This is a genomic window from Nocardiopsis sp. NPDC006198 (assembly GCF_040613895.1).
GTDB classification, from domain to species: Bacteria; Actinomycetota; Actinomycetes; order Streptosporangiales; family Streptosporangiaceae; genus Nocardiopsis; species Nocardiopsis tropica.
Genome location: NZ_JBEXSY010000012.1, coordinates 1 through 18488, shown reverse-complemented (window position 1 = coordinate 18488; position 18488 = coordinate 1). Strand labels below are relative to the sequence as shown.

Annotated in this window: 16 protein-coding genes; 8 read left to right on the top strand and 8 right to left on the bottom strand. The window is 74.0% G+C overall.

Annotated features, from left to right (window positions below; all coding sequences use genetic code 11):
• The first annotated feature begins 112 nt into the window (after nucleotides 1-112).
• Complete coding sequence (locus ABZ234_RS10850; RefSeq protein ID WP_355011918.1) at nucleotides 113-1267, top strand: endo-1,4-beta-xylanase; 1155 nt, start codon at nucleotides 113-115, stop codon at nucleotides 1265-1267.
• Here the strand turns inward: ABZ234_RS10850 and ABZ234_RS10845 are convergent.
• Nucleotides 1191-2159, bottom strand: coding sequence for an MBL fold metallo-hydrolase (locus ABZ234_RS10845; protein WP_355011846.1), 969 nt, complete (start codon nucleotides 2157-2159; stop codon nucleotides 1191-1193). The two genes, ABZ234_RS10850 and ABZ234_RS10845, sit on opposite strands and share 77 nt — an antisense overlap.
• A gap of 122 nt (nucleotides 2160-2281) precedes the next feature.
• Nucleotides 2282-3142, bottom strand: coding sequence for a serine hydrolase (locus ABZ234_RS10840; protein WP_267944522.1), 861 nt, complete (start codon nucleotides 3140-3142; stop codon nucleotides 2282-2284).
• A 38-nt stretch (nucleotides 3143-3180) separates the two neighbouring features.
• Here ABZ234_RS10840 and ABZ234_RS10835 point away from each other — a divergent pair, with 38 nt between their 5' ends.
• Nucleotides 3181-4149, top strand: a complete 969-nt coding sequence (locus tag ABZ234_RS10835) for a LysR substrate-binding domain-containing protein (protein WP_355011845.1) — start codon at nucleotides 3181-3183, stop codon at nucleotides 4147-4149.
• 177 nt (nucleotides 4150-4326) lie between these two features.
• Nucleotides 4327-5262, top strand: a complete 936-nt coding sequence (locus ABZ234_RS10830; RefSeq protein ID WP_355011844.1) for an aminoglycoside phosphotransferase family protein — start codon at nucleotides 4327-4329, stop codon at nucleotides 5260-5262.
• Nucleotides 5263-5355: 93 nt separating this feature from the next.
• On the opposite strand, the gene ABZ234_RS10825 is transcribed toward ABZ234_RS10830, so the two are convergent.
• Nucleotides 5356-6297 carry an AraC family transcriptional regulator gene (locus ABZ234_RS10825; RefSeq protein ID WP_267944525.1) on the bottom strand — a complete coding sequence of 314 codons (942 nt, stop codon included), beginning with the start codon at nucleotides 6295-6297 and terminating at the stop codon, nucleotides 5356-5358.
• 80 nt (nucleotides 6298-6377) lie between these two features.
• Here ABZ234_RS10825 and ABZ234_RS10820 point away from each other — a divergent pair, with 80 nt between their 5' ends.
• Entirely contained in the window at nucleotides 6378-7298 is a 921-nt protein-coding gene (locus ABZ234_RS10820; RefSeq protein WP_355011843.1) for an NAD(P)H-binding protein, read from the top strand.
• Nucleotides 7299-7687: 389 nt separating this feature from the next.
• On the opposite strand, the gene ABZ234_RS10815 is transcribed toward ABZ234_RS10820, so the two are convergent.
• The 5 genes from ABZ234_RS10815 to ABZ234_RS10795 form a co-directional block, all read right to left on the bottom strand.
• On the bottom strand, nucleotides 7688-8254 hold the full coding sequence (locus ABZ234_RS10815) for a hypothetical protein (RefSeq protein WP_355011842.1): 567 nt from the start codon (nucleotides 8252-8254) through the stop codon (nucleotides 7688-7690).
• A gap of 256 nt (nucleotides 8255-8510) precedes the next feature.
• Nucleotides 8511-9695 carry a GDSL-type esterase/lipase family protein gene (locus ABZ234_RS10810; RefSeq protein WP_355011841.1) on the bottom strand — a complete coding sequence of 395 codons (1185 nt, stop codon included), beginning with the start codon at nucleotides 9693-9695 and terminating at the stop codon, nucleotides 8511-8513.
• Between the two features lie 180 nt (nucleotides 9696-9875).
• Entirely contained in the window at nucleotides 9876-10445 is a 570-nt protein-coding gene (locus ABZ234_RS10805) for a WHG domain-containing protein (protein ID WP_355011917.1), read from the bottom strand.
• A gap of 138 nt (nucleotides 10446-10583) precedes the next feature.
• Nucleotides 10584-11285, bottom strand: a complete 702-nt coding sequence (locus ABZ234_RS10800; protein ID WP_267944530.1) for a pentapeptide repeat-containing protein — start codon at nucleotides 11283-11285, stop codon at nucleotides 10584-10586.
• A 44-nt stretch (nucleotides 11286-11329) separates the two neighbouring features.
• Entirely contained in the window at nucleotides 11330-12904 is a 1575-nt protein-coding gene (locus ABZ234_RS10795) for a PucR family transcriptional regulator ligand-binding domain-containing protein (protein ID WP_355011840.1), read from the bottom strand.
• Between the two features lie 244 nt (nucleotides 12905-13148).
• Between ABZ234_RS10795 and ABZ234_RS10790 the strand changes: the two genes are divergently transcribed.
• The 4 genes from ABZ234_RS10790 to pucD are packed head-to-tail and all read left to right on the top strand — an operon-like array spanning nucleotide 13149 to nucleotide 18335.
• Nucleotides 13149-14018: an FAD binding domain-containing protein gene (locus ABZ234_RS10790; RefSeq protein WP_355011839.1), complete on the top strand. Its 870-nt coding sequence runs from the start codon at nucleotides 13149-13151 to the stop codon at nucleotides 14016-14018.
• A complete protein-coding gene (locus ABZ234_RS10785) occupies nucleotides 14009-14524 on the top strand; it encodes a (2Fe-2S)-binding protein (protein WP_267944533.1) in 516 nt (171 codons plus the stop codon). Before ABZ234_RS10790 ends, ABZ234_RS10785 begins: the two co-directional genes overlap by 10 nt.
• The gene (locus ABZ234_RS10780) at nucleotides 14521-15903 is read left to right on the top strand and encodes an 8-oxoguanine deaminase (RefSeq protein ID WP_355011838.1); all 1383 of its coding nucleotides are present in this window, start codon (nucleotides 14521-14523) and stop codon (nucleotides 15901-15903) included. The genes ABZ234_RS10785 and ABZ234_RS10780 overlap by 4 nt, the downstream gene beginning before the upstream one ends.
• Nucleotides 15903-18335, top strand: coding sequence for a xanthine dehydrogenase subunit D (gene pucD / locus ABZ234_RS10775; RefSeq protein WP_355011837.1), 2433 nt, complete (start codon nucleotides 15903-15905; stop codon nucleotides 18333-18335). Before ABZ234_RS10780 ends, pucD begins: the two co-directional genes overlap by 1 nt.
• The last annotated feature ends 153 nt before the right edge of the window (nucleotides 18336-18488 follow it).

Sequence of the window (18488 nt, the reverse complement as noted above, 5' to 3'; positions counted from 1 at the left end):
CCCGCGAGAACCCGAGGAACACGGCACACCGGCGGACCACGGGCACGACACGGCCCCCGGCGCCCGCCGGGCCCCCGCCCGGGCAAGGGGCGCGCTGCTGACCGCCGGCGCCCTGGGCGCGGCGGTCCTCACGGTCACCGCGACCCTGCTCCTCGCCCTGCCCGACCGGGCGCCGGTCGGCGAACTCCCCGCGCTGGCCCGCTCGCACGGCATCGGCCTGGGGGTGGCCGTGGCCGTGGACCCGCTGGCCCGCGACGGCGGCTACCAGGACGTGGTCACCTCCAACTACACCTCCGTCACCGCGGAGAACACCATGAAGTGGGAGTACGTGCAGCCCGAGCGGGACGAGTTCGACTGGAGCGGCCCCGACGCGGTGGTGGACTTCGCCCGACGCCACGGCCTCGGCGTGCGCGGCCACACCCTGCTCTGGCACAACCAGCAGCCGCCCTGGCTGTCCGAGGGGGACTGGACCGGCGCGGAGCTGCGCGAGGTGATGCGCGAGCACACGGACGCGCTGCTGGGCCGCTACCGGGGCAGGATCACCACCTGGGACGTCATCAACGAACCCCTCGTCGACGACGGCCCCCGGCTGCGGGACAACCTGTGGCACCGGGTCCTGGGCGAGGACTACATCGCCGAGGCGCTGCGCATGGCCCACGAGGCCGACCCCGGGGCCAGGCTCTACATCAACGAGTTCGGCATCGAGGGCGCCGGCCCCAAGGCCGACGCCCTCCACACCCTGGTGACCGACCTGCTGGACCGCGGCGTGCCGCTGCACGGCATCGGCTTCCAGGGACACTTCGTCCACGGCTCCGTCCCCGAGGACCTCACCGAGCAGATGCGCCGCTACAGCGACCTCGGCCTGGACGTCACCGTCAGCGAACTCGACGTGCGCATACCCGAACCGGCCGGACAGGAACAGCTGGAGGAACAGGCCCGGGAGTACCGGCGGGTGGTCCAGGCCTGCCTGGACGTGCCCCGGTGCGTCAACGTCACGGTGTGGGGCGTCAGCGACCAGCACTCCTGGATCCCCGAGTGGTTCCCCGGCTACACCGCGGCCCTGCCCTTCGACGGCTCCTACCGGCCCAAACCCGCCCTGGCAGGCATGGCGCAGGCCCTGGAACGACGCCGGACAGGGGCCCGACCGGGCCGGACGGCCCCGCGCACGCCCCCGGGCCACAGGACACGGCTCAAAAACTCAAAGGGACCAGGTACTCGGGAACCACGACCCGCGTCCGCGGAGCGACCCGCAACACCTCCGCCGTGAACTCCTCCACACCCATCCCCTTCCCCGTCCCGTCCAGGGGCGGGTTCACCAGCTCCCGCTCGAAGTGGTCCCAGTGCACGGGCACGACCGTGGCCGGCCTGTCCAGCGCCTCGATGAGCCGCGGCACGTACTCGTGCGTACTGGAGGTCGACGGCAGCGCGACCATCGCCACGTCCGGCGCCAGCCCCGCCACCTCCCGCTCCGCGAAGTCGCTCGCCCCCATCAAGAACACCGACGGCCCCGACCCCGGCCTCACCTGGAAGGCGAGGGTGTCGCCCTCCGGCAGGTCCGCGACCGTGACCGGGGCCTCGGGGACACCGACGCGCACCCCGGGGAAGAGCACCGACCTGGAGGCGTTGCGGCTGTGCAGCGCCCGGACGACCTCCACCACGCACCCGCCGAAGTCCAGGACCTCCCCGCCCCGCACCGTGGACACCTGGCCCGCGGGAACCCCCATCGCCCGGGCCAGGTGGTACGTCGTCAGGGTCCCCACGACCCGCGCCCCCGTCGTGGTCGCGATGTGGGGGACGTCGGAGAAGTGGTCCCAGTGGCTGTGGGTCACCAGGACGACGCCGTCCTCACCGATGTCGGCGGTGTGCTCGTCCACGAGCACCGGGTCCACGACCAGCTCCGTCGCGGCGTCGAACCCCCGATCGGGGTCGAACAGGCCGGTGGAGAACCGGGTGAGGAACGGATCCACCAGAATCGGCGCCCGCCCCGGGACATCGATGCGCCAACCACTGGTTCCCAGCCACCGGAACGTCGCACCCGACCCCCCGCCCGAGGACTCCGACGGCGCCCCCGCCACCGCACCCGCCGCCCCCGACAGCAAGGGCGTGAGCGCCCCCGCCGCCACCGCACCCCGCAGGAAACCCCGTCGTCCGATCGCCATGCGCCGGTCACCTCTTCCACCCGCTCCCGAGCCCGGCCCCGGTGGACCGAACGGCGCACAGCCAAACACGGGCTCCGAACAGGCGTCCAATAAGCAGGCGGCACCCGACCATAGGCGTTCGCCTATCGGCCCCGGTCCACCCCGGTCCGCCCCGCCGCGGGCAACCCGGAAACCCGGCGCAGCCGCTCCACCGCACCGCGCGCCGCCCGCCCCAGCGCCAGATCCGCCTCCAGCCCCGTCCTCCCCGGGTCGGGGCCGACCGCGCACACCGCCACGGCATAGCGCGCACCGTCCGGGTACTCCACCACGCCCGCCTCCGCACGAAGCCCCGGCAGCGTGCCGGACTTGGCACTCACCCGCACCCCCGGACCGAACCCCGACGCGATCCGCGTGCGCACGAGCTGGCGCGCCATGAGATCGCGGACGAACGCGCACGCCTCCGGCTGCGCGGCCCCGTCCGTCCACACCAGCCGCAGGAGCCGCGTCAGATCCGCCGGCGTGCCGGACGTGACCCGCCCCAGCACACCGGCCGGCAGGACCGCGGAACCCGCACCCCCCGGCCCGCCCTCCTCCAACAGGATCCGCAACAGGTCCCGGGGACCGCCCGTGAAACGGGTGGAACCCAGCCCCAGCTCGGCCGCCAGCAGCTGGACGGGCTCCACGCCCACCCGGTCCACGAGCAGGTCGGCCGCCGTGTTGTCGCTGACGGTCATCGCCAGGTGGGCGCAGTCGCGCAGGGACAACTCGACGTCGTCGGCGAAGTCCGCGATGCCCGACCCGCCCAGGCGGTCCGCGCGCCGCGCCACGACCCGCTCGGCCGGATCCAGGATCCCCGCCCCGGCCTGACGGGCGAACTCCAGGACGATGAGGACCTTGGCGACGGAGGCCAGCACGACGGGGACGTCCGCGAGGCGCCCCCACTCACGGGTCCCGTCGACCTCGCGAACGTGCACGCGCACGGCAGGGGCGTCGGTGGTGGTCACGGCGCTCACGCTACAACCCCTTCCGCTAGTGTCTGGCCGTGGATCTCGGACGACACCTGCGGTACTTCCTGGTCGTGGCACGCGAAGGCCACTTCGGCGAGGCGGCGGTCGAGCTGGGCATCGCCCAGCCGGCCCTGAGCCAATCGGTGCGCCGGCTGGAGGAGGAACTGGGCGTCACCCTCTTCGACCGGTCACGCCGCCGGGTCTCCCTCACCCCCGCCGGACGCCTCCTGGTCTCCCAGGCCCGCGACCTCGTCGCGGGCGAGGCCCGGCTCAGGGAGACCATGCGCCGCACACGCGACGGCGAACTCGGCACCCTCCGGGCCGCTGTACGACCCGGCACCCCGGCGACGGCACTGCGCGGCCTCCTCCGGGGCATGGCCGAACACGCCCCCGGACTGGACGTCGACCTGTGCGAGATGACCGGCGCCGAACTCGTGCGCGCCCTGGGCGAGGGCACCGTCGACACCGGCCTCCTCACCACACCCTTCGAGGGCTCCGGCCTGCTCGGCGAACCGGTGCTCCGGGAGGAGCTGGGCGCGGTGCTCCCCCGGGCCGAGGCGCCACCGCACTCCGCCCCCGTCGCCCTCGCCGACCTGGCCGACCGCGAACTCGTCCTGTCCGCGCGCCGCTCGGACCCCGCCTGGTTCGAGCGCGTCCTGTCCGTGTGCCGGGAACACGGATGGACGCCTCCCAGGGTCCGGGAGGCCGGCGACGCGGGATTCCTGCTGGGCCTGGTCCTGGCAGGCCTCGGCGTGGGACTGGAGAGCGCACGGGTGGCCGCACGGGAACCCCGCCTGGCCTGGCGCCCGCTGGAGGGCGCACCCCTGCTCCGGAACACGGAGGCGGTACGCCCCGCCCGGGACGCCCACCCGGCCGCCCCCGCCTTCGCCGAGGTGGCCGCACGGGTACTCGCCGAACACCCCCGCAGCGCCCTCGCCGACCCCCACGGGGAACGCCCCTGGTCACTGGTCTACGGAGGCGGAACCCTCACCCGCCCCCGGTGAGAACCCGGCCGGCGCCCCGCCGGACACCCCCCAATGGGAAGCGCCGCACGGACGGCGCCGGTAGGGTCGTGCCGTCCGTGACCGCCGACGAGCCGTGAGGTGTTCGGCATGCCTTAGACCCGTGGTCCCCCGCCCTTCTTCGTCACCGCCGGAACCGACGACGAAGAAGAGGAACCCGTGCACGAGACAACACCCCCACCACACCCCGTCAGGGTCCCCGAGACCCTGGCGCCGCTCCTGGACCGCGAGTTCGGCACCGAGTGGACCTCCGGCCTGCCCGCACTGACCGCACACCTGCTCCGACGGTGGAACCTGCACCCCACGGGCACGCCCATGCACGGCATGGTCGCCCTCGTGGTCCCGGTGCGGCGCGCCGACGGCGCCCCCGCCGTGCTCAAGATGCAACCCGTCGACGAAGAGACCGAGGGCGAACCCCGGGCCCTGCGCGCCTGGGCGGGAGACGGAGCCGTCCGCCTCCTGGACCACGACCCGGACACCGGCGCCCTGCTCCTCGAAGCCCTCGACCCCACCCGCACCCTCGAACACGCACCCCTGGACCAGGCCCTCACCACCGTCGGCGAACTCCTCGCCCGGCTCGGCGCCCACCCCGGACCGGCCGGGGTACGCAGGCTCGGAACCATGACCCGGTCCCTGGTGGAACGTGTCCGACCCTTCCTGACCGACGAGCGGATCGACAGCCGCGCACGCAGCTCCCTGGCCCGCTGGACGGCGGTCGCCCGGGAGATGGCCGCCGAACCCGGCGACCGGCTCCTGCACTGGGACCTGCACTACGCCAACGTCCTCGCACCCCTGCCCGGCACACGCCCCGACCCCTGGGTCGCCATCGACCCCAAACCGCTCGTCGGCGACCCCGGATACGAACTGATGCCCGCGCTCCGCAACAGGTTCGCCGAGGAGGCGGCACCCGGCGGCGCCCCCGCCTCCGTACGCCGCAGGTTCGACCGGCTGACCGGCGCCGCAGGCATCGACCGGGACCGCGCCCGCGCCTGGACCCTCGTCCGCGCCCTGGAGGACTGCCTCTGGCAGCTGGAGGAGGGAAAGCGCACACGGTTCGGCGCCACCAGGGCCGTCGCCGACGCCCTGACCGGGTGAGGCGCCCGCGGGGCGGCTGCAGGGCCCGCCGCCCCGCGGGCGTGCCCCGGCCCCTCCCGGCCGACACGTCCGGGCCGGGGACCGGCGAACCGCTCAGGCGGCGACGAGCGCCCGGCGGTACTCGGTGGGACTCACACCGCGCAGACGCTTGAACGCCACGCTCAGCGCGAACGTGTTCGCGTAGCCCACGCTCCGGGCGATCGAGGCGACCGTGGCGTCCCCTCCGCGCAGCAGGTCGGCCGCCCTGGCGATACGCCAACCGGTCAGGTACGCCATGGGCGGCTCCCCGACCAGCGACGTGAACCGGCGCGCCAGCGAGGCCCGGGAGACCCCGCAGCCGTCCGCCAGGGCGGCGACCGTCCACGGGCGCGCCGGGGCGTCGTGGAGCAGCCGCAGGGCCCGGCCCACCACAGGATCGCCCATGGCGGCGTACCAGGAGGGGGCCCGGGTGCCGGGGCGGTCGAACCAGGCACGCAGGGTGGAGATGAGCAGCAGGTCCAGCAGGCGGTCCAGGACCACCTGCTGCCCGGGCGCCCGGCAGACGACCTCCTCGGCGATCATGGAGGTGACAGGGCGGTGGCAGTCGTCCGCCGGCACCACCAGCACCTCGGGGAGGGCGGAGAGCAGGCGCCGGCTGACCTCTCCCCCGACCTCGTACGAGGCCCCGAGCAACCGGTCCGGGGCGTCGGGGCGGTCCCCGTAGGTGCGCGGCCCGAGCAGGGCCCCCTCGTCGAACTCCTCCCCCTCTGGGGTCGTGCAGAGGTCGGCGCCGTGCACCAGGCAGGTGGGCCGGGTGTCCGGACGGTCCGCCACGGTGTACGGATCGGGACCGCGCACGATCGCGACGTCACCGGTGCCGAGCGCGACCGGTTCACCGTGCGCCGGAACGACCCAGCCACGCCCGCGCACCATGGTGGCCACGCTCAACGGCGACCGGTTCTCGAAGCGCACGGCCCAGGGAGGGGCCATGATCGACTGGCTGAACAGGGCCCCCCGGGCCCGGACTCCGTCCAACAGGTCAGCGAGAGCATCCATGTCCCCACCTTAGACGCGAAGACATCGGAGTGAGGCTTTCGACCATGGATCGTCTCACTCTCCTCCGGTTGACTCAGGGCATGACAGACACAAGGAACACCGCGCGAAGCACGGCCCGGCGACCGGTCCTGGTGGTCGGCGCCACGGGCAAGACGGGCCGAAGGGTGGCGGCGCGGCTGCGCGCAGCCGGACACGAGGTGCGCGCGGCGTCGCGCTCCGGGGCATGGCCCTTCGACTGGAACGACCGCACCACGTGGGGCCCTGCCCTGGAGGGCGTGGAGACGGCCTACGTGGTCCCCTTCGATCCCGCACCGGTCGTACGGCCCTTCGTCGAGCAGGCCGGGGCCGCAGGACTGCGCAGGCTCGTGCTCCTCTCCGGCCGGGGGATCGACGACCCCGACTACCTGCCCGGAGACGCCCTGGCCGGCAGCACGCTCGTGGACGCCGAGGAGGCCGTCCGCTCCAGCGGCCTGGAGTGGACGATCCTCCGGCCGGGATGGTTCTCCCAGAACTTCGACGAGGGCTTCCTCGCCGACATGGTCGGCTCCGGCAGGATCGGGCTGCCCGCCGGGGACGGCGCGGCGAGCTTCGTCGACGCGGAGGACATCGCGGACGTGGCCGTCGCCGCCCTCACCGGGACGGGACACGCGGGCCTGATCCACGAACTGTCGGGACCCCGCGCCCTGACCCTGGCGGAGGTGGCGGCGGAGATCTCCGCGGCCACCGGACGGACGGTGGAGTACGTCGCGCTCCCACCGGAGGAGTTCGTCGCGGAGCTCGTCGGCCGGGGGGTGGGGGCCGAGGACGCCGAGGCGTTGGCGACGACGGTCTCCCCCATCCTGCGCGGCAAGGACGCGCACCTGTCCGAGGGGGTCCAGCGGGTTCTGGGACGCGAGCCGCGGGCCTTCGGGGAATACGTGAGGAACGCGGTGGCATCGGGTGCTTGGGCCGGTTCCAAAATGATTTTGGAAAAAAGAGGAACGGCCACCTTTACCTCGTAGATTCACGCAAGTCGCCGAGGAAGGCGGCGTGCACGCCGGGGCCGGCCCCCGACCCTCCTCCGCCGAGCGCTCGACGGAGCGGCTCGCGACCGGGTCCTGACACCCGCGAGCCGGCAGAGGTGGGAGCGGGCCCCGGGGGCGCACCTCCACGGGCTCCTCCGGGGGCGTCGGCGGGCCTGAAGGGGGAACGCACGCCCCCGGCAGGAGCGCCGGGGGCGTGCGTGCGCGGAGGCGTGCCCGGGGGTGCGGGGAGGTTCCCGCGCTCCCCCGCCACCGCGCCGGTCCGGGGTACGCCCTCCGCACGGGCGCACTATGGCGGGGCGTCCTCGTTCCACCCCCCGTGACAGGTGCGCCCTCCGCGCGGGAGCGCTATCGGCACACCCCCGCGGTCAGGCCCGCGACGCCTTCCAGTAGGCGACGTCCGCGGCGCGGTTGAAGTAGGCGTTGGTGCACACGTCGTACTTGTCGCCCTCGGTGGAGTGCTGGTTGGTCTCCAGGAAGCCGCCGTTGCCGGCGTAGAGGTTCCAGATCAGGAGCACGTCACCGGTGCGCACGTGCTGGTCGGTGGGGATGGAGGTCTGCGCGAAGATCCGCCACCGCCCGGTGCCCTCGGCGCGGTCCCGGCTCTGGGAGGTCGACACGTCGTACTTGGCTCCGGCGGACTTCTGGGTGCTGCTGGCGTGGCCGTTGGTGGCGAGGTAGCCGCCGTCGCCGCCGTAGAGGTTGCGCAGCCAGACGACGTCACCGCTCAGGACGTTCGCACCGGTGGCCTTGCCCTCGGGCGAGAGGATCTCCCAGGTCCCGGTTCCCGGTCCGCGGGTGGGGGTGTCCGCGGTCTGCACCCCGTACTTGGCGGGGGCCGGGCGGTGGTTGATGCTGTCGAGGTAACCGCCGTGCCAGCCGTTGTAGCCGTTCAGCAGGTGGATCCGGTCGCCGAACCTGATCTCGTTGGCCATACAACCTCTTCCTGTCCCAGTGCGCTGCCGGTGGCGGTGCTCGGCCGGGCCGGTGAGCCGAACCGGCCGACGACCACCACCGGGACAAAGGTATCCACTGGTTCACTTTGCGTAACAGGACTGTCCCGACCCGGCCAATCACACCGAATCCACCCCTGGGGCCGACCGGTGTGCTAAGCGCGCTCACCGGCGACGCGAGTCCGCCGTCCGGCGCGGGCACCGCCCGCCGGGCCCCGCGGGACGGACGGGAGGGGGCTCAGGCCGCCTTCCCGGAGAGCGGACCCCCTTCCCCGAAGGCGAACCCGGCGAAGCGCTCCCCGATGCGCCGGTGCGTGGCGGCGTCCGGATGGAGCCGGTCGGGCAGGGGCAGTTCGTCGGCGTCCGCCCCGCCGTAGAGGACCAGGCCGTCCAGGTAGTGCAGGTTCGGGTCATCGGCCGCCCGCTGCCGTACGATCCGCGCCAGCTCCTCCCGGACCACGGTGAGCGTCAGCTTGCCCTCGGCCCGCTCGGCCGGGTCCCCGTTGGCCCGGAACCGCAGCTCACCCGCCCGGAGGGCCTCGGCGTCGAAACCGCAGGGCCCGGGGGTGTCCTCGTGGATGGCGCAGTGGATCGGCGAGACGACCAGCAGCGGCGCCTCGGGGTGGCCCTCGCGGATCGTGTCGAGGAAGCCGTGCACCGCGGGGCCGAAGGCGCGCAGGCGCATCAGGTCGCCGTTGACCAGGTTGAGGCCGATCTTGACGCTGATCAGGTCGGCGTCGGTGTCGCGCATGGCGCGGGCGGTGAAGGGGTCGAGCAGGGCACCGCCGCCCAGGCCGAGGTTGACCAGGTCCACGCCGCCGAGCGATGCGGCCAGCGCGGGCCAGGTGGTGGTGGGGCTCGCCGCGTCGGAGCCGTGGCTGACGGAACTGCCGTGGTGCAGCCACACCCGGCGTCCCCGGTCCGGCAGGGGCGCTATCGGGGCGTCGGCCCGCAGGGCGACGACCTCGGTGGTCTCGTTGTGCGGGAGCCAGATCTCGACGTCCTTGTCCCGGTCGGGCAGGCCGGCGAAGCGGAGTGTGGCCGCGGGACCCCTGCTGTGCTCCACGGCGCCGGTCGCCAGGTCGACGCGCAGGGTGTCACCTCCGGTCGCGACGGCCTGGTCGGTGAGGCGGCCGTCGACGAGCAGGTCGTACACCCCGGCGGGGCGGGGCGGCGCTCCCGGGTAGACGCGTCTGGTGGGCACCGTGTCGAGTTCGACGGCGGTGGCCCGCGTGCGGAAGGCCAGGCGCACCCCGGAGGGCTGGGACTCCGCCATGGCGAGCTGCGGGTCGGCGCACTGGGCCCGGGCCCGGGCGGGGAGCCTGTGCGGGAGCAGTCCGCGTTCGGTGCGCTCCAGGTCGAGGGCTCCGCGCAGGAGCTCCGGTGTGACGGTCGTGGTGGTCCAGTCGTCCTGGGCGTGCATGGTGGCGGCCTCCTGTGGTGGTCGTGTGTGCGTGGTGGGCCGGTCCGGCGCCCGGGCACGGCAGATCCGGTCCGGCGCCCGGGCTCGGCGGGACGGCGCCGAGGCGACAGCTCACCTGAACCGGTGCCGGAACTGGGCACCGGCACCGTGCGCAGGGGGCGGGCGGGTGTCCGCCGCAGGTCAGGCCGCGGGCCAGTTGCGCAGCAGAGCGTCGAGGGCGTCGATGGTCCGCGACCAGGTCTCCTGGGTGTCGGGGGCGCTGTGGCTGAACCCTCCCCCCATCTCCAGGGTCACGTAGCCGTGGAAGACGCTGCCCAGCAGGCGGACCGCGTGGGTCTGGTCCGGTTCGTCCAGCTCGTAGCCGCGCAGGATCGCCCGGGTCGTCCGGGCGTGCCTGACCCCGGCGCTGGCGGCCGCCGTCTCCGGGTCGAGTCTGAGCTGGGCCGCCTCGTAGCGGCCGGGATGCTCGCGGGCGTAGTCGCGGTAGACGTTCGCGAGAGCGCCGAGGGCGTCCCTTCCCGCCCGGCCCGCCACGGCCTCGGAGGCCCGGTCGGCCATCTCCTCCAGGGCGAGCAGCGCGATCCGGGTCCTCAGGTCCCGGGAGCTGCGCACGTGCGAGTACAGGCTTGCGACCTTGACGTCGAACCGCCTGGCCAGCGCCGAGGCGGTCACGTTCTCGAAGCCGACCTCGTCGGCCATCTCCGCGCCCTCCCGGGCGAGGCGCTCCGGGGTCAGTCCCGCGCGTGCCATCATGCTTTCTCCGTTCGCCTTGAAGTACTCTACTTCTCCCTAAAGCCTTTAGGCAAGTCCTGTCAGGCTGAAGGCCGACGGGGACGGAAAAGGGCCGGGCCGTCCGCGAGGTGCGCGACGGCCCGGCCCGAAGGGCTCCTACTCCACGACGGTGATGCCGAGGGCGCCGAGGATGAGGCCGGCCTGGGCCGGACTGATGTTGGCCCCCCGCAGGTACCCCGCCTGGTCCAGGCCGAGCTCGCCCAGGTCGGCCCCGCGCAGGTCCGCGCCCGCGAATCTGGCGTTGACCAGGTTGGCGCCGCGCAGGCGCGACTCCTTCCACACGGTCTCCCGCAGGTCGGCGCTCGCCAGGTCGGCCTCGTCCAGGCGCAGGCCCTCCAGCGTGCGGCCGCGCAGCGAGAGCCCCTTGCAGCGGGCCAGCATCATGTTGCACTGGGAGAACGTGTAGCCGATCCCCCGCAGCGAGGTCAGCCCCGCGCCGGTGAGCCGGCACCCGGTGAACACCGTGTCGGTGAGCAGCGCGCCCTGCCAGCGGGTGTTGGCGAGGTCCATCCTCTCGAAGCGGGTGTCGGCGCACTCCGCCCCGGTGAAGAGAGCCCCGGGCGCCCCTCCCCCCGTGAACCTCGCGCCGTCCAGGACGGCGCGCTCGAACCGGGCGCCGTCCATGCGGCAGTCGGCGAAGACGGCATCGGTCAGGTCGGTGTCCCTCAGGTCGGCGCCGGAGAGGTCGCACCGGGTGAACACGCGCGGGGCGGATACGGCGTCGGCCAGGACGTCGCGCAGGTCGGAGTCGGACAGGTCCGCGTCCGTGGTCTCTGGAGAGGAAGGGTCGGTACTCATCGCGAGGACCCTAGCGGTCGCCGGTGACATCCGGCGCCGTCCCCTCAGTCGCGGAGCTTGAGGGCGAGGAACAGGTCCACTCTGTGCTCCAGGCTGCTCAGGTCCCGCCCGGTCAGTTCCTCCACCCGTCCGATCCGGTACCGCAGGGTGTTGACGTGGACGTGCATGGCGGCGGCGCAGCGCTGCCAGGAGCCGGAGTGGGCGAGGAAGCGCTCCAGGGTGTCCACCAGCTCGGAGCGGTGGTCGCGGTCGTAGGCGAGCAGCGGTCCCAGGAGGCGCTCCCGGTAGGAGGCCTGGACCTCCTCGGGGACCGAGGCGAGCAGGAGCTCGTGGGAGTCGATCTCGGCCCCGGCGATCACGCGGGACCGTCCGCCCCGGAGCTCGGCCAGCCGCCGGGCGTGGCGCGCCTCCACGGCGGCGCCGCGCAGCTCGGGGATGCCCCGGGCGGCCGAGCTGAGACCGATGGCGAGGCGGTGGTCGAGCAGGCCGCCGTCCAGCACCCGGGCGCGGTGGAGGAGCCGGGCGCGGATCTCCTCGGCCCGCGCGCGGGCGTCGGTCCCCGCGCCGGCCACCGGGAGGATCGCGAGGGTGTCGGTGTCCCCGGTGACGACGGCGCCGGGGTGGTCGGCGACGAGCTCGGTGACCACCCGCCGGGGCAGGTCGGGCACGCGGGGCTCGGGCAGCATGACGGCGCTCACGACGACGTGGCCCCCCTCCTCGGCGCCCGTGGCCGTCCCGGTTCCGCGCATCAGCTCGGTGACCTCGTCGAAGCGCTGTGCGGCCAGCAGGCGCGGCAGCCCCTCCAGGTGGCGCGCGTCGGCCAGCGCGCGTTCGTCGGCGCGGCTGCGGGCGAGGCCCGCGACGGAGGCGAGCTCGGCGACCGCCTCGTGCTCCTCGTCGGTCCAGGCGGTGTGGTCGCCGGCGCAGACCATCAGCCAGGTGGCGAGGGGGTGGGACTCCTTGGTCTGGACGGGGACCACGGTCAGGACGCGGCCCCCCTCCTCCGGCAGGCGTGTGGCGTGCGGGAAGTTCTGCCAGGTGAGCGCCTTGGCGGCGATCCACTCGCGGTCGGCCTCCGGCAGCGGCGCCCCCGAGGAGGCGACGTGGCGCCCGGTGGAGGAGATCACCCAGGCGGTCCGCCCCTCCTGCGCGGTGGCGGCGGTGAACGCGTCGGAGAAGTCGGCCCCGGCGGCGACGTCGGCCATCAGCCGGCGGTGGCGGTCGCGGGTCTCGGCGATGGTGGTGAAGCGGCGCTCGGTGAGGGAGCGCAGCACCTCCTCGGTGACCGCGCCGAAGGACGTCTCCGCCGGAACCTCGACCAGGGGGATGTCGTGGGCCCGGCAGGCCTCCACCAGGTCATCGGGGACCTCGCCCAGGGCGGTGCCGGCCCCCAGGGCGACGGCGCCGGCCCCGACCACGGAGGACACGAAGGCCTCCGAGTCCTGGGGGCGGGTACGCCACATCATGCCCGTGAGGACGAACTCCCCGCCGCGCAGGTAGCGGGCCGGGTCGAGCAGATCGGTGGTGTACGCCCACCGCAGGGTGCGGTGCGCGTGCTCCGCTCCCGACAGGAACCTCAGGTGCAGCCGCTTGATGGCGAGCAGCTCACTGATCTGCATTGACGTCCTTCTGTGCTTGTGCGGGCGGGTGTTCGCCCGTGACCGGTGGGCGGCGGTGGGAAGGTTTTTCGGAAACGCCGCTTGTAGGAAACGCCCAACCCTAACGGTTCGTTCCAGGATCACTTCATGTCATCACGTTCTGGCCGGGCCCGTGTATCGGTGTTGTACTTCACAACAGCAACGGACCGACCAGGGGTTGCGCGCCCGCCGACGACCTGACCGAACCCCGACGACGAGGACCAGCATGGAATTCCTGAGCCCCTCCACACTGGAGGAGGCGCTCGAAGCGAAGAGCGCCCATCCCGACGGGCTGCCCATCATGGGCGGCACCGACGTCATGGTGGAACTCAACTTCGACAAGCGGCGCCCGGCCGCCCTGATCGACCTGACCCGGATCCCCGAACTGGCCGAGTGGGGCGCCGAGGACGGCTGCACACGCCTCGGCGCGGGTGTGCCCTACACCCGGATCATCGAGCACCTGTCGGCGGCGGCGCCGGCACTGGCCAAGGCCTCCCGCTCGGTGGCCTCCCCGCAGATCCGCAACCGCGGCACCGTGGGGGGCAACCTGGGCGGCGCCTCCCCCGCGGGGGAGGCGCACCCGCCGCTGCTCGCCACCGACGCCGTGATCGAACTGGCGTCGCTGCGGGGCAGGCGCCGGGTGCCCGCCCGGGAGTTCTACCTGTCGTTCCGGACCACGGCCAGGCGTGACGACGAGCTGATCACGGCGGTCCTGCTGCCCGAGCCGTCGGGGCCCCAGCAGTTCGCCAAGATCGGCACGCGCAACGCGATGGTCATCGCGGTGACCTCCTTCTCCCTGGCGCTGGACGCGGAGCGCAGGACCGTGGGCACCGGCCTGGGCTCGGCCGGCCCCACACCGCTGCGGGCCGAGGCGGCGGAGGAGTTCCTGGCCGGGGAGTTCGACTGGGAGGGCGGCGCACCGCTCTCGGAGGCGGCCGTGCGCCGTTTCGGGGAGCTGGTGGCCGCGGCCTCCCGTCCCATCGACGACCAGCGGGGCAGCGCCGGGTACCGCAGGCACGCGCTCTCGGTGATGGCGCGCCGCGCTCTGAGCTGGTCCGTCACCGACTACAGGAAGGAAGCCACGCGATGCGCGTGAGTTTCAACGTCAACGGCGAGGACGTGACCGCCGACAACGTGTGGCCGGGCGAGAGCCTGCTGTACGTGCTGCGTGAGCGGTTGGGCCTGCCGGGCAGCAAGAACGCCTGCGAGCAGGGCGAGTGCGGTTCGTGCACGGTGTACTTCGACGGCGTGACGGCGTGCTCGTGCATGATCGCCGCCGGGCAGGCCGAGGGGCGCCGCGTGCGCACCGTGGAGGGCCTGGCGCAGGGGTCGGGCAAGGGCCCCGAACGCGAGCTGGGCACGGTGCAGGACGCGTTCGTCGAGGCGGGGGCGGTCCAGTGCGGCTTCTGCACGCCGGGGCTCCTCGTCCAGACCGACGACCTGCTGGAGCGGACCGTGGGGGCGGGCCTGCCCGCTCCGGACGACGCCGAGATCCGGGAGGCGCTGGCGGGCAACCTGTGCAGGTGCACCGGGTACGAGAAGATCATCGACGCGGTGCACCTGGCGGCCGAGCGCCACGCGGGAACCGGGGGCGGGGCATGAGCGCGGCGGACACCGTGGCGGGGACCGGCCGGTCCGTGGTCGTGGAGGGCGCGCACGTGGTCACCGTCGACGGGGCGGAGTACGCCGACGGCCACGTGGTGGTGCGCGACGGGAGGATCACCGCCGTGGGCGCGGGCCCGGCCCCGGCGGCCCCGGGCGCCGAGCGCGTGGACGGGCGCGGGTGCCTGGCCACGCCGGGCCTGGTGAACACGCACAACCACCTCTACCAGTGGGCGACGCAGGGGCTGTTCGCCGACGGCACGCTCTTCGAGTGGCTGGTGGGGTCCTACGAGATCTGGGGCCGCCTGGACGCCGCCGTGGTCTCGGGGACGACCTCGGCCGGGCTGGCCCACCTGGCCCTGTCCGGGTGCACGACCGCCTCCGACCACCACTACATCCACCCCTCGGGGCGCGGGGACATCGTGGCCGCCGAGGTGGAGGCCGCCCGCGAGGTGGGGGTGCGCCTGGACCTGGCCCGGGGGTCGATGGACCGGGGCCGGAGCCAGGGCGGGCTGCCCCCGGACGGCGTCGTCGAGACGCTGGAGGGGGCGCTGGCCGGGACCGCCGCGGCCATCGACGCCTACCACGACCGCGCCGACGACGCGATGACGCGGGTGGCCGTGGCCCCCTGCTCGCCGTTCTCCGTCTCGCGGGAGCTGATGGTGGAGGGCGCGGCGCTGGCCAGGGACAGGGGGGTGCGGATGCACACCCACCTGGCGGAGACCCTCGACGAGGAGGAGCAGTGCCTGGCCGAGTTCGGGTGCACCCCCGTGGAGTACGCGGAGAAGCTGGGCTGGCTGGGCGAGGACGTGTGGTTCGCGCACGCCGTTCACCTGTCCGACGCGGCGATCGCGAGGATCGCCGCGACGGGCACCGGCATCGCGCACTGTCCCACCTCCAACGCCCGCCTGGGCGCGGGGATCTGCCGGGTCACCGAGCTGCTGGACGCGGGCGTGCGGGTCGGGCTGGGCGTGGACGGCCCCGCCTCCAGTGAGCTGACGCCCCTGGCGGGGGAGATGCACCAGGCCCTGCTGATGGCCCGTGCCCGCAAGGGCCCGCAGGCACTCAGCGCGCGCCAGGCCCTGGAGATGGCCACCCTGGGCGGTGCCCGGGTGCTGGGCCGCGACGCGGAGCTGGGCTCGCTGACGGTCGGCAAGCTCGCCGACATCGCGCTGTGGCGGGTGGACGGGTTCGGCTACGACGTCGTCGCCGACCCGGTGGTGGCGGCGGTCTTCGGCCCCACCCCGCCGCTGGAGCGGCTCTGGGTCGGCGGGAGCACCGTCGTCGACCGCGGCGAGCTCCGCACCCTGTCCGCCGAGACGGCCGCCGCGCGCGGCCGGGCCGCGCACCGCGCACTGACACAGGAGGTGAACCGCTGATGGCGGCGACGACCCGTACCGTGACCGGCCTGACCAGCACCACGAAGGACGGGGTGGGCGCGAGCCCGCGGCGTCCCGACGGGACGCTGAAGGTGACCGGTGAGTTCGCGTACTCCTCGGACATGTGGATGGAGGACATGCTGTGGGGGGCGACCCTGCGCAGTCCCCATCCGCACGCCGAGATCCGCGGCATCGACGTCACCGGGGCCCTGGAGGTGCCGGGTGTGCACGCGGTGCTCACGCACGAGGACGTGCCCGGCGAGAAGCGCTACGGGCTGGAGTTCCAGGACCAGCCGGTGCTGGCCTTCGGCAAGGTGCGCTACAAGGGGGAGCCGGTGGCGGTGGTCGCCGCCGACCACCCGGAGACGGCCCGGCGCGCCATGGAGCGCATCCGGGTGGACTACGCGGTGCTGGAGCCGGTCACCGACTCCCGGCGCGCGGCGATGGACCCGGACTGCCCGCCGGTGCACGAGGCGGGGTCGCTGCCCGAGCACCCCGAGTTCAACCAGCGCGGCAACCGGCTGCGCCACCAGCCGATCCGCACGGGCGCGTTCGCCGAGGCCGCCGGGTCGGCCGCCCGCGAGGGCGCGGTGCTGGAGAGGCTGCGGTCGGAGGCCGCCGTGGTGGTGTCCTCCGAGTACGAGGTGGGCATGCAGGACCAGGCCTTCCTGGGCCCGGAGTCGGGGATGGCCGTTCCGGCGGAGGACGGCGGGGTGGACCTGTACGTGGCCACCCAGTGGCTGCACGTGGACCAGCGCCAGATCGCCCCCGCCCTGGGGCTGCCGCAGGACAAGGTGCGGCTGACCCTGGCGGGCGTGGGCGGTGCGTTCGGCGCGCGCGAGGACCTGTCGATGCAGATCCACGCCTGCCTGCTGGCGCTGCGCACCGGCAGGCCGGTCAAGTTCGTGTACAACCGCGAGGAGTCCTTCTACGGGCACGTGCACCGGCACCCGGCGAAGATGCGCTACGAGCACGGCGCCTCGTCCGACGGCAGGCTGCTGTACGCCACGGCCGAGGTGGTCGTGGACGGCGGCGCGTACGCGTCGGCGACCCCCGCGGTGGTGGGTGTGGCGTCCTCGCTGGGCATCGGCCCCTACGAGGTGCCCAACGTGCTGGTCGACGCCTACGGCGTGTACACGAACAACCCGCCGTGCGGCGCGATGCGGGGGTTCGGCGCGGTGCAGGCGTGCTTCGCCTACGAGTCGCAGATGGACAGGCTCGCGGCCGAGCTGGGGATGCACCCGGTGGACCTGCGGATCAAGAACGCGTTGTCGCAGGGCTCGCGGATCATCACGGGCCAGGAGATCGACATGCCGCTGCCCATGGCGGAGATGCTGCAGCGCTGCCGCGACCTGCCGATGCCGCCCGGGCGCGGGGCGCTGCCCGACCCCGGCGACCTGCGCACCCTGCCCGGCGGGGTGGCGGGGACCACCCGCGGCGAGGGCGTGGTGCGCGGCGTCGGCTACGGCGTGGGGCTGAAGAACCTGTGCTTCTCCGAGGGCTTCGACGACTACTCCACCGCCCGGGTGCGGCTGGAGGTCGTGGCGGGCGAGCCCGTGGTGATGGTGCACACCGCCGCGGCCGAGGTCGGCCAGGGGCTGGTGACGGTCAAGGGGCAGATCGCCCGGACCGAGCTGGGCGTGGAGAAGGTCGTCATCCACCCCTCCGACACCCAGGTGGGCTCGGCGGGCTCCTCCTCCGCCTCTCGCCAGACGTACATGACGGGCGGCGCCGTCAGGACGGCGTGCGCGTCGGTGCGCGCCGCCGTGTTCGCCCTGGCCCGCGAGCGCGGGCTGGTGCCCGGCGACCTGCCCGACACCGACCTGGCCCTGGCCGGCGGCAAGGTGGTGTCGGCGACGGCCGGAGCGCTGGTGTCGCTGGCGGACCTGCTGGGCGAGGCGGCGCAGGGCGGTGTGGTGGTCGAGGAGACCCGTGAGTTCCACCACCGGCCCACCGAGATGCTCGACCCGCTGCTGGGCCAGGGCGCCTCGCACACCCAGTTCGGGATGTGCGTCCACCGCGCCGTGGTGGACGTGGACGTGGACCTGGGCCTGGTGAAGGTGGTGGCCCTGGACGCGGTGCAGGACGTCGGCAGGGTGATGCACCCTCAGCAGCTGGCCGGGCAGATCCAGGGCGGGTCCGCCCAGGGCCTGGGCCTGGCGCTGATGGAGGAGATTTTGGTGGAGGACGGCGTGATCCGCAATCCGTCGTTCACCGACTACCTGATCCCGACGATCCTGGACACGCCCCCGATGCGGATCGAGGTCCTGGAGCATCCGGACCCGCACGCGCCGTACGGGCTGCGGGGCGCCGGCGAGCCGCCGACGCTGTCGTCGACCCCGGCGGTCGTCGCCGCGGTGCGCGCGGCGACGGGGCGTCCGCTGACGCACGCACCGGTGCGGCCGGAGGACATCGTGGGCATCGACCTGTAGCCCGTCGGGGCGCGGTGGGCGGGGAGCCCCGCCGCGCCCCGTGGACCCCCTGCTCCCGCTCCCCCGGTCCGTCGGCCCCGCCACGCGGGCGCCGCGGCCGGTGGGGGGGGGGGCTCCCCGGGGGCCACGCGCCGACGCGCCCCACCGAGAACA

What these genes read in the sequence shown, in the direction of transcription:
- ABZ234_RS10845 (WP_355011846.1), bottom strand. Translation starts at nt 2,159, where the DNA reads ATGGCGATCGGACGACGGGGTTTCCTGCGGGGTGCGGTGGCGGCGGGG.
- ABZ234_RS10825 (WP_267944525.1), bottom strand. Translation starts at nt 6,297, where the DNA reads ATGGATGCTCTCGCTGACCTGTTGGACGGAGTCCGGGCCCGGGGGGCC.
- ABZ234_RS10820 (WP_355011843.1), top strand. Translation starts at nt 6,378, where the DNA reads ATGACAGACACAAGGAACACCGCGCGAAGCACGGCCCGGCGACCGGTC.
- ABZ234_RS10815 (WP_355011842.1), bottom strand. Translation starts at nt 8,254, where the DNA reads ATGGCCAACGAGATCAGGTTCGGCGACCGGATCCACCTGCTGAACGGC.
- ABZ234_RS10810 (WP_355011841.1), bottom strand. Translation starts at nt 9,695, where the DNA reads ATGCACGCCCAGGACGACTGGACCACCACGACCGTCACACCGGAGCTC.
- ABZ234_RS10805 (WP_355011917.1), bottom strand. Translation starts at nt 10,445, where the DNA reads ATGGCACGCGCGGGACTGACCCCGGAGCGCCTCGCCCGGGAGGGCGCG.
- ABZ234_RS10800 (WP_267944530.1), bottom strand. Translation starts at nt 11,285, where the DNA reads ATGAGTACCGACCCTTCCTCTCCAGAGACCACGGACGCGGACCTGTCC.
- ABZ234_RS10795 (WP_355011840.1), bottom strand. Translation starts at nt 12,904, where the DNA reads ATGCAGATCAGTGAGCTGCTCGCCATCAAGCGGCTGCACCTGAGGTTC.
- ABZ234_RS10790 (WP_355011839.1), top strand. Translation starts at nt 13,149, where the DNA reads ATGGAATTCCTGAGCCCCTCCACACTGGAGGAGGCGCTCGAAGCGAAG.
- ABZ234_RS10785 (WP_267944533.1), top strand. Translation starts at nt 14,009, where the DNA reads ATGCGCGTGAGTTTCAACGTCAACGGCGAGGACGTGACCGCCGACAAC.
- ABZ234_RS10780 (WP_355011838.1), top strand. Translation starts at nt 14,521, where the DNA reads ATGAGCGCGGCGGACACCGTGGCGGGGACCGGCCGGTCCGTGGTCGTG.
- pucD (WP_355011837.1), top strand. Translation starts at nt 15,903, where the DNA reads ATGGCGGCGACGACCCGTACCGTGACCGGCCTGACCAGCACCACGAAG.